The sequence below is a fragment of the Buttiauxella sp. WJP83 genome (genome assembly GCF_027594725.1).
GTDB lineage: Bacteria > Pseudomonadota > Gammaproteobacteria > Enterobacterales > Enterobacteriaceae > Buttiauxella > Buttiauxella selenatireducens.
Map to the genome: position 1 here is coordinate 1390894 of NZ_CP110080.1, position 13107 is coordinate 1404000.

At 51.3% G+C, this 13107-nt stretch carries 11 protein-coding genes; 9 read left to right on the forward strand and 2 right to left on the reverse strand.

Features of this window, described 5'->3' with window-relative positions:
- Window positions 1–117: 117 nt before the first annotated feature.
- Window positions 118–789 (forward strand): hypothetical protein, encoded by a 672-nt coding sequence (locus OH773_RS06465; protein WP_270144085.1) that lies wholly within the window; start codon window positions 118–120, stop codon window positions 787–789.
- A 91-nt stretch (window positions 790–880) separates the two neighbouring features.
- Here the strand turns inward: OH773_RS06465 and gltA are convergent, their stop codons facing one another.
- Both gltA and OH773_RS22420 read right to left on the reverse strand, forming a co-directional pair.
- Window positions 881–2167 (reverse strand): citrate synthase, encoded by a 1287-nt coding sequence (gene gltA / locus OH773_RS06470; RefSeq protein ID WP_270144087.1) that lies wholly within the window; start codon window positions 2165–2167, stop codon window positions 881–883.
- A gap of 208 nt (window positions 2168–2375) precedes the next feature.
- A complete protein-coding gene (locus OH773_RS22420) occupies window positions 2376–2534 on the reverse strand; it encodes a hypothetical protein (RefSeq protein WP_442865654.1) in 159 nt (52 codons plus the stop codon).
- Between the two features lie 278 nt (window positions 2535–2812).
- On the opposite strand from OH773_RS22420, the gene sdhC reads away from it, so the two are divergent.
- From sdhC to sucD, 8 genes are all read left to right on the forward strand, one after another.
- Window positions 2813–3217, forward strand: a complete 405-nt coding sequence (sdhC, locus tag OH773_RS06475) for a succinate dehydrogenase cytochrome b556 subunit (protein ID WP_270144090.1) — start codon at window positions 2813–2815, stop codon at window positions 3215–3217.
- Window positions 3211–3558: a succinate dehydrogenase membrane anchor subunit gene (sdhD, locus tag OH773_RS06480; RefSeq protein WP_183269991.1), complete on the forward strand. Its 348-nt coding sequence runs from the start codon at window positions 3211–3213 to the stop codon at window positions 3556–3558. The genes sdhC and sdhD overlap by 7 nt, the downstream gene beginning before the upstream one ends.
- A complete protein-coding gene (gene sdhA / locus OH773_RS06485) occupies window positions 3558–5324 on the forward strand; it encodes a succinate dehydrogenase flavoprotein subunit (RefSeq protein ID WP_183269990.1) in 1767 nt (588 codons plus the stop codon). Before sdhD ends, sdhA begins: the two co-directional genes overlap by 1 nt.
- A 15-nt stretch (window positions 5325–5339) precedes the next feature.
- On the forward strand, window positions 5340–6056 hold the full coding sequence (locus OH773_RS06490; RefSeq protein WP_034497183.1) for a succinate dehydrogenase iron-sulfur subunit: 717 nt from the start codon (window positions 5340–5342) through the stop codon (window positions 6054–6056).
- 274 nt (window positions 6057–6330) lie between these two features.
- Window positions 6331–9138 (forward strand): 2-oxoglutarate dehydrogenase E1 component, encoded by a 2808-nt coding sequence (gene sucA, locus OH773_RS06495; protein ID WP_270144099.1) that lies wholly within the window; start codon window positions 6331–6333, stop codon window positions 9136–9138.
- A gap of 14 nt (window positions 9139–9152) precedes the next feature.
- Window positions 9153–10379 (forward strand): 2-oxoglutarate dehydrogenase complex dihydrolipoyllysine-residue succinyltransferase, encoded by a 1227-nt coding sequence (gene odhB / locus OH773_RS06500; RefSeq protein WP_270144101.1) that lies wholly within the window; start codon window positions 9153–9155, stop codon window positions 10377–10379.
- Window positions 10380–10500: 121 nt separating this feature from the next.
- On the forward strand, window positions 10501–11667 hold the full coding sequence (sucC, locus tag OH773_RS06505; RefSeq protein ID WP_034458764.1) for an ADP-forming succinate--CoA ligase subunit beta: 1167 nt from the start codon (window positions 10501–10503) through the stop codon (window positions 11665–11667).
- The gene (gene sucD / locus OH773_RS06510) at window positions 11667–12539 is read left to right on the forward strand and encodes a succinate--CoA ligase subunit alpha (RefSeq protein ID WP_270144105.1); all 873 of its coding nucleotides are present in this window, start codon (window positions 11667–11669) and stop codon (window positions 12537–12539) included. The genes sucC and sucD overlap by 1 nt, the downstream gene beginning before the upstream one ends.
- Window positions 12540–13107 lie beyond the last annotated feature (568 nt).

Here is a 13107-nt window from a genome sequence, read left to right on the forward strand (position 1 = left end):
GGATAATCGGGGGGAACGGACTCCTCTGAGTCTCCCGACTGTGCATTCATCTCTCACCGGAGATCGAGTATATTGCGCCACAGATCACAAAAATCCCTTAAAGGAAGACCTCGCATTATGAGTTATCGTTTCACCCTGGCTGCCGTAGCAGCTGTTCTAGCCCTGACGGGCTGCGCAAAATCGAAAACCGCCGACCAGGCACCGGCTTTTGATTTCGGCTCCTCGCGGGTGACCGTAACGCATATCCCGACCAAAACCGACGATGGCACCCAAATCTATGTGACCGTTGATGACAAAGATGCCGGAGCGCTGGGGACGGGTGAGAGCCTTGAGGTGCAGCTGCCAGAAGGTAAACATAAAGTCGGCGGGTATGCCCGTTCGCTCATTGGCCGCGTGAACATATCGCCTGTCGAAGTGTTAACATCGAGAGATGTTATCAGTCATGTGACCTATTCTGTTGCGAAGGGTAAACCGACATTTATCGTCCGCGCGCCAACCCCAGTTCCAAAACCGAAGGCAGAATCGATTCCGGCAGAACCTGTTCCGGTTATGCCAAAACAAATTGAAACCCCTGCTACGGCCGAACAGACGCAGGCTGCAACACCTGCTGTACCAGCAGCAACTCAGCAAACGCAGACTGCAACACCTGGCGAGCCAGCCGCGACACAGGAAACGCAGACGCCAAAAGTGACCGAGCTGACGCCAACGACTGAAGCACCGACCGAAACGCAAACCACGACACCGCAGGGCGTGAACATCACTAATCTGACGGACAGCCCTCAGGCATAAGTTGGCTCTGGTCTGAAAAAACAAAACCCCGCGAAAAACGCGGGGTTCGTCAGCGGCTTTTAGTCCTCTTTAAAAGGAGAGGGCTGAAAGATTATTTCTTCAAATCAGATTTGAAATCACGCTGTGCATAGCCGGTATACAATTGGCGTGGACGGGCAATTTTAATGCCGTCGTCGTGCATTTCGTTCCAGTGAGCAATCCAACCAACCGTACGCGCCATCGCGAAGATAACGGTAAACATGGAAGATGGAATCCCCATCGCTTTCAGGATGATACCGGAATAGAAGTCCACGTTCGGGTAGAGTTTCTTCTCGATGAAGTACGGGTCGTTAAGCGCGATATGCTCAAGTTCCATCGCCACTTCCAGCAGGCTGTTATCTTTCAGATTCAGCTCTTTCAGTACTTCATGGCAAGTTTCACGCATCACAGTGGCACGCGGGTCGTAGTTTTTGTACACGCGGTGGCCAAAGCCCATCAGGCGGAAAGAGTCATTCTTGTCTTTCGCACGACGGATGAATTCCGGAATGTGTTCCACGCTGCTGATTTCTTCGAGCATTTTCAGTGCGGCTTCGTTAGCGCCACCGTGTGCGGGTCCCCACAGGGATGCGATACCGGCAGCGATACAGGCGAACGGGTTAGCGCCGGAGGAGCCTGCGGTACGAACGGTAGAGGTAGAGGCGTTTTGCTCGTGGTCAGCGTGTAGGATCAGAATTCGGTCCATTGCGCGTTCAAGAATCGGGTTAACTTCGTATTTCTCACACGGTGTGGAGAACATCATGTTCAGGAAGTTACCGGCATAGGACAGGTCGTTGCGTGGGTAAACGAACGGCTGGCCAATGGAATATTTGTAGCTCATTGCTGCTACGGTCGGCATTTTTGATAGCAGGCGGAATGCTGCAATCTCGCGGTGGCGCGGGTTATTCACGTCCATTGCGTCATGGTAAAACGCCGCCAGTGCGCCGGTCACACCACACATGACTGCCATTGGGTGTGAGTCACGACGGAAACCGTGGAACAAACGGGTGATTTGTTCGTGGATCATGGTGTGACGGGTGACGATGGTTTTAAATTCTTCGTATTGTTCCTGAGTCGGTTTTTCGCCGTTCAGCAGGATATAGCAGACTTCAAGATAGCTGGAGTGGGTTGCCAGTTGATCGATTGGGAAACCACGGTGCAACAAGATGCCTTCATCACCATCGATAAAGGTAATTTTTGATTCACATGATGCAGTCGATGTAAAACCTGGATCAAAAGTAAATACACCTTTAGAACCAAGACTACGGATATCAATTACATCCTGACCGAGCGTGCCTTTTAGCACATCCAGTTCCAGAGCATCACCACCGTTATAGGTGAGAGTTGCTTTTTTATCAGCCATTTACGGTCTCCTTAGCGCCTCATTTCATAAGACTGCGGGATACCTGATTTGCATTCAAACACAACCGTGTTCGTTACCCGTTTTTTATTTGCTCGTGGCTCTGTTTTGATTGTGTACAGCCAGGGTACAGAGCGATGGGCGCTTGCAGGTAACATATTCCACGCAGGCGAAAAAATCAGCAAATCAAGGTGTTAGCAGTCCATATCATTCAAACCTGTTTACCACTAATAACTGTCCTAATCGACCGGGTCAATACCGACACACTGTTACATAACTTATTCTCAGGTGAAAGGCTGACCCTATAACTTTTGCGAATTATACGGCTTTTCTGGCTCTGGTTGTAACAAGAATGTTTAACTTTTGTCAAATCAGATGATTAAAAATTAAAATAATGTTGTTATCGTGATCCTGCTCACTGTTCCGACTAAAACCCTTCAAACTATATGTAGGTTAATTGTAATGAATTTGTGAAGCGCCTATACTGCGGCCAGGTCTCCGGAATACCCTGCCACCGGGCGCCACCCAGCGTTGTAGCCAGTTTTTTGGCATCTGGATGTAGCTGTTTTTGCATGACGCACAGTTATAGAAAGTTCACGCTGTCTGACCCCGCCTACAGATCCGGAGGAAGGAAACTATAAGAACAGCATGTGGGCGCTATTCATGATAAAAAATGCGAAAAAACAAAGACCTGTAAACCTCGATCTCACAACGATGAGGTTCCCCGTCACTGCAATCGCTTCCATCCTCCATCGTGTATCCGGCGTGATCACCTTTGTGGCTGTCGGCATCCTACTTTGGTTATTGGGTCAGTCACTCTCATCTCCAGAAGGCTTCCTTGTTGCATCAGCAATAATGGGTAGCTTCTTTGTTAAATTCATTATGTGGGGCATCCTCACCGCGCTGGCTTATCACGTTGTTGTGGGTATTCGCCACATCATGATGGACACCGGTTTGCTGGATGAAACCCTAATAGCGGGCAAACGATCCGCGATGATTTCCTTTGTTATCACTGTCGTGCTTTCACTTCTCGCAGGAGTCCTCGTATGGTAAGCAATGCCTCCGCATTAGGTCGCAATGGTGTGCATGACTATATTTTAGTCCGTGCCTCCGCCATCGTAATCACCCTGTACATCATCTATATGATTGGGTTCTTCGCTGTTACCGGCGATTTAACCTACGAGGTCTGGAGTGGGTTCTTTGCCTCCGCCTTCACCAAAGTGTTCACCCTGCTGACATTGTTCTCAATTTTGATCCATGCCTGGATTGGCATGTGGCAGGTGTTGACCGACTACGTTAAACCAGTGGCGATTCGTCTTGGTCTGCAACTCGTGATTGTTGTTGCCCTGCTGGTTTACGTCATTTATGGATTCGTTGTGGTGTGGGGTGTGTAATGAGCTTACCAGTCAGAGAGTTTGATGCAGTCGTCATCGGTGCGGGTGGTGCAGGTATGCGCGCCGCGCTACAGATTTCCCAGTCAGGCCAGACTTGTGCCTTGCTGTCTAAAGTTTTCCCAACCCGTTCCCACACCGTGTCTGCGCAGGGGGGGATTACCGTTGCACTAGGTAACACCCACGAAGACAACTGGGAATGGCATATGTATGACACGGTAAAAGGTTCCGACTATATCGGTGACCAGGACGCCATTGAATATATGTGTAAAACCGGCCCGGAAGCGATTCTGGAACTGGAACACATGGGTTTGCCGTTCTCCCGTCTTGAAGACGGTTCCATTTATCAACGTCCGTTTGGTGGCCAGTCGAAGAACTTTGGCGGCGAACAAGCGGCACGTACTGCGGCTGCGGCTGACCGTACGGGTCACGCGTTGCTGCACACCCTTTATCAACAAAACCTGAAAAACAAAACCACCATTTTCTCTGAATGGTATGCGCTGGATCTGGTGAAAAATGCTGATGGCGCAGTGGTCGGTACGACCGCGCTGTGTATCGAAACCGGTGAAGTGGTGTACTTCAAAGCGAAAGCGACTGTACTGGCAACAGGCGGTGCAGGCCGTATTTACCAGTCAACGACCAATGCGCACATTAATACCGGCGACGGTGTTGGCATGGCGCTGCGTGCCGGTGTTCCGGTACAAGATATGGAGATGTGGCAGTTCCACCCAACGGGTATTGCGGGCGCAGGTGTACTTGTGACCGAAGGCTGTCGTGGTGAAGGTGGTTATCTGCTGAACAAACACGGTGAACGTTTCATGGAACGTTACGCACCGAACGCCAAAGATCTGGCGGGCCGTGACGTTGTTGCGCGTTCCATCATGATCGAAATCCGCGAAGGTCGCGGCTGCGATGGTCCATGGGGCCCACACGCTAAGCTGAAGCTTGACCATCTGGGCAAAGACGTTCTGGAATCGCGTCTGCCGGGCATTCTCGAGCTGTCTCGCACCTTTGCGCACGTTGACCCGGTTAAAGAGCCAATTCCTGTCATCCCAACTTGCCACTACATGATGGGCGGTATTCCGACCAAAGTGACCGGCCAGGCTTTAACGGTGAATGAGCAGGGTGAAGATGTTCTGATTCCAGGCCTGTTTGCGGTAGGTGAAATCGCCTGTGTATCGGTTCACGGTGCTAACCGTCTGGGTGGTAACTCACTGCTTGACCTGGTGGTCTTTGGCCGCGCGGCGGGTCTGCATCTGCTGGAATCCATCGCTGAGCAAGGCGAACTACGCGATGCAACTGAAGATGAAATCAATGCTGCACTTGAGCGTTTGAATCGCTGGAATGGCAACCGTAATGGTGAAGATCCGGTACAAATCCGCAAAGCCCTTCAGGAATGTATGCAGCATAACTTCTCGGTATTCCGTGAAGGTGACGCCATGGCGAAAGGCCTTGAGCAGCTGAAACAAATTCGTGAACGCCTGAAAAATGCCCGTCTGGACGACACGTCAAGCGAGTTCAACACTCAGCGCGTTGAGTGCCTGGAGCTGGATAACCTGATGGAAACCGCCTACGCAACTGCGGTATCCGCTAACTTCCGCACCGAAAGCCGTGGCGCGCATAGCCGCTTCGACTATCCGGAACGTGACGATGCAAACTGGCTGTGCCACAGCCTATATTTGCCTGAGTCGGAAAGCATGACTCGCCGTGAGGTGAACATGCAGCCGAAACTGCGTCCGGCATTCCCGCCGAAAGTGCGTACTTATTAATAGCGGAGCAAAGTGATGAAACTCGAATTCTCTATTTATCGCTACAACCCGGATGTTGACGATGCTCCGCGTATGCAGGAGTACACCCTGGAAGGAGAAGAAGGGCGCGACATGATGTTGCTTGACGCGCTAATGCAACTGAAAGAAAAAGATCCGACGCTGTCGTTTCGTCGTTCGTGCCGTGAAGGGGTTTGTGGCTCCGATGGCGTGAACATGAACGGTAAAAATGGTCTGGCTTGTATCACGCCAATCTCTGCGTTGGGCAATGGAAAACAGAAGATTGTGATCCGTCCCTTACCTGGATTGCCAGTTGTGCGGGATCTGGTGGTAGACATGGGGCAATTCTATGCTCAATATGAGAAGATTAAGCCTTACCTGTTGAATAATGGACAGAATCCGCCAGCTCGTGAGCATTTACAGTCACCTGAGCAGCGTGAAAAACTGGATGGCCTGTACGAGTGTATTCTGTGTGCTTGCTGCTCGACATCTTGTCCATCCTTCTGGTGGAACCCAGATAAGTTCATCGGGCCTGCGGGTTTACTGGCTGCGTACCGTTTCTTAATCGACAGCCGTGATACTGAAACCGCCAGTCGTCTTGACGGTATCAGTGATGCTTTCAGTGTATTCCGCTGCCATGGCATCATGAATTGCGTCAGTGTTTGTCCTAAGGGGCTAAACCCGACGAAAGCCATCGGTCACATTAAGTCGATGTTGCTGCAAAAGAGTGCCTAAGTAACAAGCCCTCACCCTAACCCTCTCCCCCAGGAGAGGGAACAAATCTTTTCCCCCTCTCCTGGGGGAGAGGGCCGGGGTGAGGGGAAGTGATTAATTGCAGGAAATCTTTAAAAACTGCCCTACGTAATTTGATACAGCGACAGTTTTTAAAGGTTCCTTCGCGGGCCACCTGTAAAGGTACCCGTAGTTGTGAACCCCGGTAATGTGTACCACATGTGTACGCAATAGTTATTCACGGCGAAATAAGCATATAAATGCTTAAGGGATCACGATGCAGAACGGCGAAATGAAAGCCTGGCTGGATTCCTCTTACCTGGCAGGTGCAAACCAGTCCTGGATAGAGCAGCTCTATGAAGACTTCTTAACCGATCCTGACTCTGTTGATGCGCACTGGCGCTCAATGTTCCAGCAATTACCTGGAACCGGGGCCAAACCGGATCAATTCCATTCCAAAACACGTGATTATTTCCGTCGTCTGGCGAAGGATGCCTCACGTTATTCCACCGCAATTACCGACCCTGACACTGACGTTAAGCAAGTCAAAGTCCTGCAGTTGATCAACGCCTGGCGTTTCCGTGGTCATCAAGCAGCAAATCTTGACCCGCTTGGCCTGTGGAAACAGGACGCGGTCCCCGATCTGGACCCTGCTTTCCACAATCTGACTGATGCCGATCTTCAGGAAACTTTCAACGTGGGTTCCTTTGCCAGCGGCAAAGAAACCATGAAGCTTGCTGACCTGATTGAAGCGCTCAAACAGACTTACGGCGGTTCGATTGGTGCGGAATATATGCACATCACCAGCACCGAAGAAAAACGCTGGATTCAGCAGCGCATTGAATCGGTGGTGGGTCACTCAACATTTACAGTTGAAGAGAAAAAACGCTTCCTGAGCGAACTGACCGCAGCTGAAGGGCTTGAGCGTTATCTGGGGGCAAAATTCCCGGGCGCTAAACGCTTCTCGCTGGAAGGCGGTGACGCACTGGTGCCAATGCTCAAAGAGATGATCCGCCATGCGGGCAAGAGCGGCACACGTGAAGTGGTTCTGGGCATGGCACACCGTGGCCGCCTGAACGTACTCATCAACGTACTGGGTAAAAAACCGCAGGAACTGTTCGACGAGTTTGCCGGTAAGCATAAAGAACACCTCGGCACGGGTGATGTGAAGTACCACATGGGCTTCTCATCCGACGTTGAAACCGAAGGTGGCCTGGTGCACCTTGCGCTGGCGTTTAACCCGTCGCACCTCGAAATCGTAAGCCCGGTGGTTATCGGTTCTGTGCGTGCTCGTTTAGACCGTCTGGATAAACCAGGCAGCAACCAAGTTCTGCCAATCACCATTCACGGTGACGCAGCGGTTGCCGGTCAGGGCGTGGTTCAGGAAACCCTGAACATGTCCAAAGCACGTGGCTACGAAGTGGGCGGTACCGTTCGCATCGTTATCAACAACCAGATTGGTTTCACCACTTCTAACCCGCTGGATGCGCGTTCTACACCGTACTGTACCGATATCGGTAAGATGGTGATGGCACCGATTTTCCACGTTAATGCGGATGACCCAGAAGCGGTGGCGTTTGTGACCCGCCTGGCGCTGGACTTCCGTAACACCTTTAAGCGTGACGTGTTTATCGACCTGGTTTGCTACCGTCGCCATGGTCATAACGAAGCTGATGAGCCAAGTGCAACTCAGCCAGTGATGTACCAGAAAATTAAGAAACACCCGACGCCGCGTAAGATCTATGCCGACCGTCTGGAGCAGCAAAAGCTTGCCACGCTGGAAGATGCCACTGAAATGGTCAACCTCTACCGTGATGCGCTGGATGCCGGTGAATGTGTGGTGAAAGAATACCGCCCAATGAACATGCATTCCTTTACCTGGTCGCCGTACCTCAACCACGAGTGGGATGAGAGTTACCCGAACAAGGTAGAAATGAAGCGTTTGCAGGAACTGGCTAAACGTATCAGCAGCGCTCCTGAAACCGTTGAAATGCAGTCACGCGTAGCAAAAATTTACAGCGACCGCATGGAAATGGCGAACGGCGCGAAGAAATTCGACTGGGGTGCAGCAGAAAACCTGGCGTATGCAACCCTGGTTGATGAAGGTGTCTCTGTTCGTCTGTCTGGTGAAGACGTGGGCCGTGGTACGTTCTTCCACCGTCACGCTGTGATTCACAACCAAACCAACGGTTCGACTTACACCCCGCTGCAACACGTTCACAACAGCCAGGGTGAGTTCAGAGTTTGGGACTCAGTACTGTCTGAAGAAGCGGTTCTGGCGTTTGAATACGGTTATGCCACTGCGGAACCTCGTACGCTGACTATCTGGGAAGCTCAGTTCGGCGACTTCGCCAACGGTGCTCAGGTTGTTATCGACCAGTTCATCAGCTCCGGCGAGCAGAAATGGGGCCGTATGTGTGGCCTGGTGATGTTGCTGCCGCACGGCTACGAAGGCCAGGGTCCAGAGCACTCATCCGCACGTCTGGAACGTTATCTCCAGCTGTGTGCTGAGCAAAACATGCAGGTTTGCGTGCCTTCTACTCCAGCTCAGGTTTACCACATGCTGCGTCGTCAGGCGCTGCGCGGTATGCGTCGCCCATTAGTCGTCATGTCACCGAAATCCCTGCTGCGTCATCCGCTGGCGGTTTCCACGCTTGATGAACTGGCTAATGGTAGCTTCCTGCCAGCGATTGGCGAAGTTGACGAGTTAGATCCGGCAGGCGTGAAACGCGTGGTAATGTGTTCAGGTAAGGTTTATTACGACTTGCTGGAACAGCGTCGTAAGAATGATCAAAAAGATGTGGCGATTGTGCGCATCGAGCAGTTGTATCCATTCCCGCACCAGGCGGTGCAGGAAGCATTGAAACCATTTGCTCACGTACACGATTTTGTTTGGTGCCAGGAAGAGCCGCTTAACCAGGGCGCCTGGTATTGCAGCCAGCACCACTTCCGCGAAGTGGTTCCATTTGGATCTGGCCTGAGTTATGCAGGTCGTCCAGCCTCCGCATCACCTGCGGTAGGGTACTTGTCCGTTCACCAGAAACAGCAGCAAGATCTGGTTAATGACGCGCTGAACGTCGATTAATAAAAGGATAAAAAATGAGTAGCGTAGATATTCTAGTTCCTGACCTGCCTGAGTCCGTTGCCGATGCGACTGTTGCCACCTGGCATAAAAAACCGGGTGATACCGTAACCCGCGACGAAGTGCTGGTGGAAATCGAAACTGACAAAGTGGTACTGGAAGTACCGGCGTCTGCAGATGGTGTTCTGGATGCTGTACTGGAAAATGAAGGTACAACGGTTACGTCTCGCCAAATCCTTGGCCGCCTGCGTGAAGGTAACAGCTCTGGCAAAGAGACTTCTGCGAAAGCAGAAAGCAAAGAGTCTACTCCGGCACAGCGCCAGCAGGCTTCTTTGGAAGAGCAGAGCAATGACGCACTCAGCCCGGCGATTCGCCGTCTGATTGCTGAACATTCCCTGGACGCTAATGCCATTAAAGGCAGCGGTGTGGGTGGTCGTATCACCCGTGAAGATGTTGATAAACATCTGACTCAGGCGAAAGCGGCTCAGCCTGCGACAGCGAAAGCTGCGGCAGAGACTAAAGCACCGGTTGCTCCACTGGCAGGCCGCAGTGAAAAACGCGTTCCGATGACACGTCTGCGTAAGCGTGTTGCCGAGCGTCTGCTGGAAGCGAAAAACTCCACCGCCATGCTCACCACATTTAACGAAGTGAACATGAAGCCGATCATGGAACTGCGTAAGCAGTACGGTGAATCCTTCGAGAAACGTCACGGTGTGCGTCTGGGCTTCATGTCCTTCTACATCAAAGCGGTTGTTGAAGCGCTGAAACGTTATCCAGAAGTGAACGCTTCTATCGATGGCGAAGATGTGGTTTATCACAACTACTTCGACGTTAGCATCGCGGTTTCTACTCCGCGTGGTCTGGTAACGCCAGTACTGCGTGATGTTGATACCCTCGGTATGGCTGACATCGAAAAACGTATTAAAGAACTGGCTGTGAAAGGCCGTGACGGCAAGCTGACCGTGGAAGACTTGACCGGCGGTAACTTCACCATCACCAACGGTGGTGTGTTTGGTTCACTGATGTCTACGCCGATCATTAACCCGCCGCAGAGCGCGATCCTCGGCATGCATGCTATTAAAGACCGACCAATGGCGGTCGACGGTAAAGTTGAGATCTTGCCAATGATGTATCTGGCGCTGTCTTACGATCACCGTTTGATCGATGGCCGCGAGTCTGTGGGCTACCTGGTGGCAATTAAAGAGCTGCTGGAAGACCCAACTCGTCTGCTGCTGGACGTGTAGTACCCTACGCCCGGTAGCAAAAGCTATCGGGCCTACAATTATCACCTGCGTTGTAGGTTGGTCTTGCGGCGAGAGTTGTGACAACTGACCTACATGTTTTTATGAAGGATGGATAGAACTCATGAACTTACACGAGTATCAGGCGAAACAGTTGTTTGCTCGATATGGCCTGCCGGCTCCCGTCGGTTATGCCTGTAACACGCCGCGTGAAGCGGAAGAAGCCGCGTCCAAAATTGGCGCAGGTCCGTGGGTGGTAAAATGTCAGGTTCATGCTGGTGGCCGCGGTAAAGCGGGCGGCGTGAAAGTGGTAAACAGCAAAGAAGACATCCGTGCTTTTGCTGAACACTGGCTGGGTAAACGCCTGGTGACCTACCAAACTGACGCTAATGGCCAGCCGGTTCACCAGATTCTGGTTGAAGCTGCGACTGACATTGATAAAGAACTGTATCTTGGCGCGGTGGTTGATCGTAGCTCCCGTCGTGTCGTGTTCATGGCGTCCACCGAAGGTGGCGTAGAAATTGAAAAAGTTGCGGAAGAAACCCCGCACCTGATCCACAAAGTTGCACTGGATCCGCTGGCAGGCCCAATGCCTTACCAGGGCCGTGAACTGGCGTTCAAACTGGGTCTGGAAGGTAAACAAGTTCAGCAGTTCACTAAGATCTTTATGGGTCTGGCAAACATCTTCCTTGAGCGTGATCTTGCGCTTATCGAAATCAACCCGCTGGTCATCACTAAGCAGGGCGACCTGGTATGCCTTGATGGCAAACTGGGTGCTGATGGCAACGCACTGTTCCGCCAGCCAGAGCTACGCGAAATGCGTGACCCAAGCCAGGAAGATGCGCGTGAATCTCAGGCTGCACAATGGGAACTGAACTACGTTGCGCTTGATGGCAACATCGGTTGCATGGTTAACGGTGCGGGCCTGGCAATGGGCACCATGGACATCGTTAAACTGCACGGCGGCGAGCCTGCTAACTTCCTGGATGTTGGCGGCGGCGCAACAAAAGAGCGCGTAACCGAAGCATTCAAAATCATTCTGTCTGACGACAAAGTGAAAGCCGTTCTGGTTAACATCTTCGGCGGTATCGTGCGCTGCGACCTGATTGCGGACGGTATTATCGGTGCTGTTGCAGAAGTGGGTGTTAACGTTCCAGTGGTTGTCCGTCTGGAAGGTAACAACGCAGAACTGGGTGCGAAGAAACTGGCAGATAGTGGCCTGAATATTATTGCAGCGAAAAGTCTGACGGATGCAGCACAGCAGGTTGTTGCTGCCGTGGAGGGGAAATAATGTCCATTTTGATCGATAAAAACACCAAGGTGATTTGCCAGGGTTTCACCGGCAGCCAAGGGACTTTCCACTCCGAGCAGGCGATTGCATACGGTACGCAAATGGTTGGCGGTGTTACGCCAGGCAAAGGCGGCACCGAACATTTGGGTCTGCCAGTATTTAACACCGTGCGTGAAGCCGTAGAAGCAACGGGCGCAACAGCGACTGTTATCTACGTTCCAGCACCGTTCTGCAAAGATTCCATTCTGGAGGCTATCGATGCAGGTATTAAGCTGATTATCACGATTACCGAAGGCATCCCGACGCTGGATATGCTGACAGTGAAAGTGAAACTGGACGAAGCGGGCGTGCGCATGATTGGGCCAAACTGCCCGGGCGTTATCACCCCAGGCGAGTGCAAAATCGGCATCATGCCAGGTCATATTCACCTGCCAGGTAAAGTCGGTATCGTTTCCCGCTCTGGTACGCTGACGTATGAAGCGGTTAAACAAACTACCGATATCGGTCTGGGCCAGTCCACCTGTGTGGGCATCGGTGGTGATCCGATCCCTGGCTCTAACTTCATCGACATTCTGAAGATGTTCCAGGAAGATCCGAAAACCGAAGCTATCGTGATGATCGGTGAGATCGGCGGCAGTGCAGAAGAAGAAGCCGCAGCCTACATCAAAGAGCATGTGACCAAGCCAGTTGTGGGTTACATCGCAGGTGTGACCGCGCCGAAAGGCAAGCGTATGGGTCACGCGGGCGCAATCATTGCAGGTGGTAAAGGTACAGCGGATGAGAAATTCGCCGCACTGGAAGCCGCAGGCGTGAAAACCGTTCGCAGCCTGGCTGATATCGGTGATGCGCTGAAAGCGATTTTGCCTCAATAAATAGTACTAATAATATTGTTCGACATGGTTGGCCGCTCTTGAGCGGCCTTTTTTTTGTTCCTGCAATTTCATTTGGTGCCAAGAATCTAAACCAGATGCTTGTGATACGCCGTGGCAACCAGGCCGCTTCCGATGCTTTCAGCAAGATGCGTACGCAGTGCCCTTAAAAAGCTGAGGATTGTGATGTGTTGCAAATCCGCATCTGCACCCCAGATGCGACTTGCGGCAGGGCTCTCAAGATAGTTTTAATTTTTTCTTAAAGCGGTTCATTCACGTAGCCTTTCTGTTTTTTCACACCAGGCCCAACATTGTTAACCTTATCAAAAATAATGAATTGTTGAATAGTGTGGGATAAAAAGTAAATTAATTGTTAATTACGAACAAGAAAAGAAATAAACCCGATAAATACCGCAAAGTGATTAATACCAGCAGCGACAAAGTCGAAGGAATTTAATTTTTTAATCTCGCTTCAAATAAATAACTTTTGTTTATAGTTATCATTCTTGTATTAACGATTGCGCTTTTTGTAAAACATATCTTTAACAACAAATTCACTACTCATTGTGAT

Excerpts from the sequence above, each read along its gene's own strand:
- OH773_RS06465 (WP_270144085.1), top strand. The coding sequence starts at position 118 with ATGAGTTATCGTTTCACCCTGGCTGCCGTAGCAGCTGTTCTAGCCCTG.
- gltA (WP_270144087.1), bottom strand. The coding sequence starts at position 2,167 with ATGGCTGATAAAAAAGCAACTCTCACCTATAACGGTGGTGATGCTCTG.
- sdhC (WP_270144090.1), top strand. The coding sequence starts at position 2,813 with ATGTGGGCGCTATTCATGATAAAAAATGCGAAAAAACAAAGACCTGTA.
- sdhD (WP_183269991.1), top strand. The coding sequence starts at position 3,211 with ATGGTAAGCAATGCCTCCGCATTAGGTCGCAATGGTGTGCATGACTAT.
- sdhA (WP_183269990.1), top strand. The coding sequence starts at position 3,558 with ATGAGCTTACCAGTCAGAGAGTTTGATGCAGTCGTCATCGGTGCGGGT.
- OH773_RS06490 (WP_034497183.1), top strand. The coding sequence starts at position 5,340 with ATGAAACTCGAATTCTCTATTTATCGCTACAACCCGGATGTTGACGAT.
- sucA (WP_270144099.1), top strand. The coding sequence starts at position 6,331 with ATGCAGAACGGCGAAATGAAAGCCTGGCTGGATTCCTCTTACCTGGCA.
- odhB (WP_270144101.1), top strand. The coding sequence starts at position 9,153 with ATGAGTAGCGTAGATATTCTAGTTCCTGACCTGCCTGAGTCCGTTGCC.
- sucC (WP_034458764.1), top strand. The coding sequence starts at position 10,501 with ATGAACTTACACGAGTATCAGGCGAAACAGTTGTTTGCTCGATATGGC.
- sucD (WP_270144105.1), top strand. The coding sequence starts at position 11,667 with ATGTCCATTTTGATCGATAAAAACACCAAGGTGATTTGCCAGGGTTTC.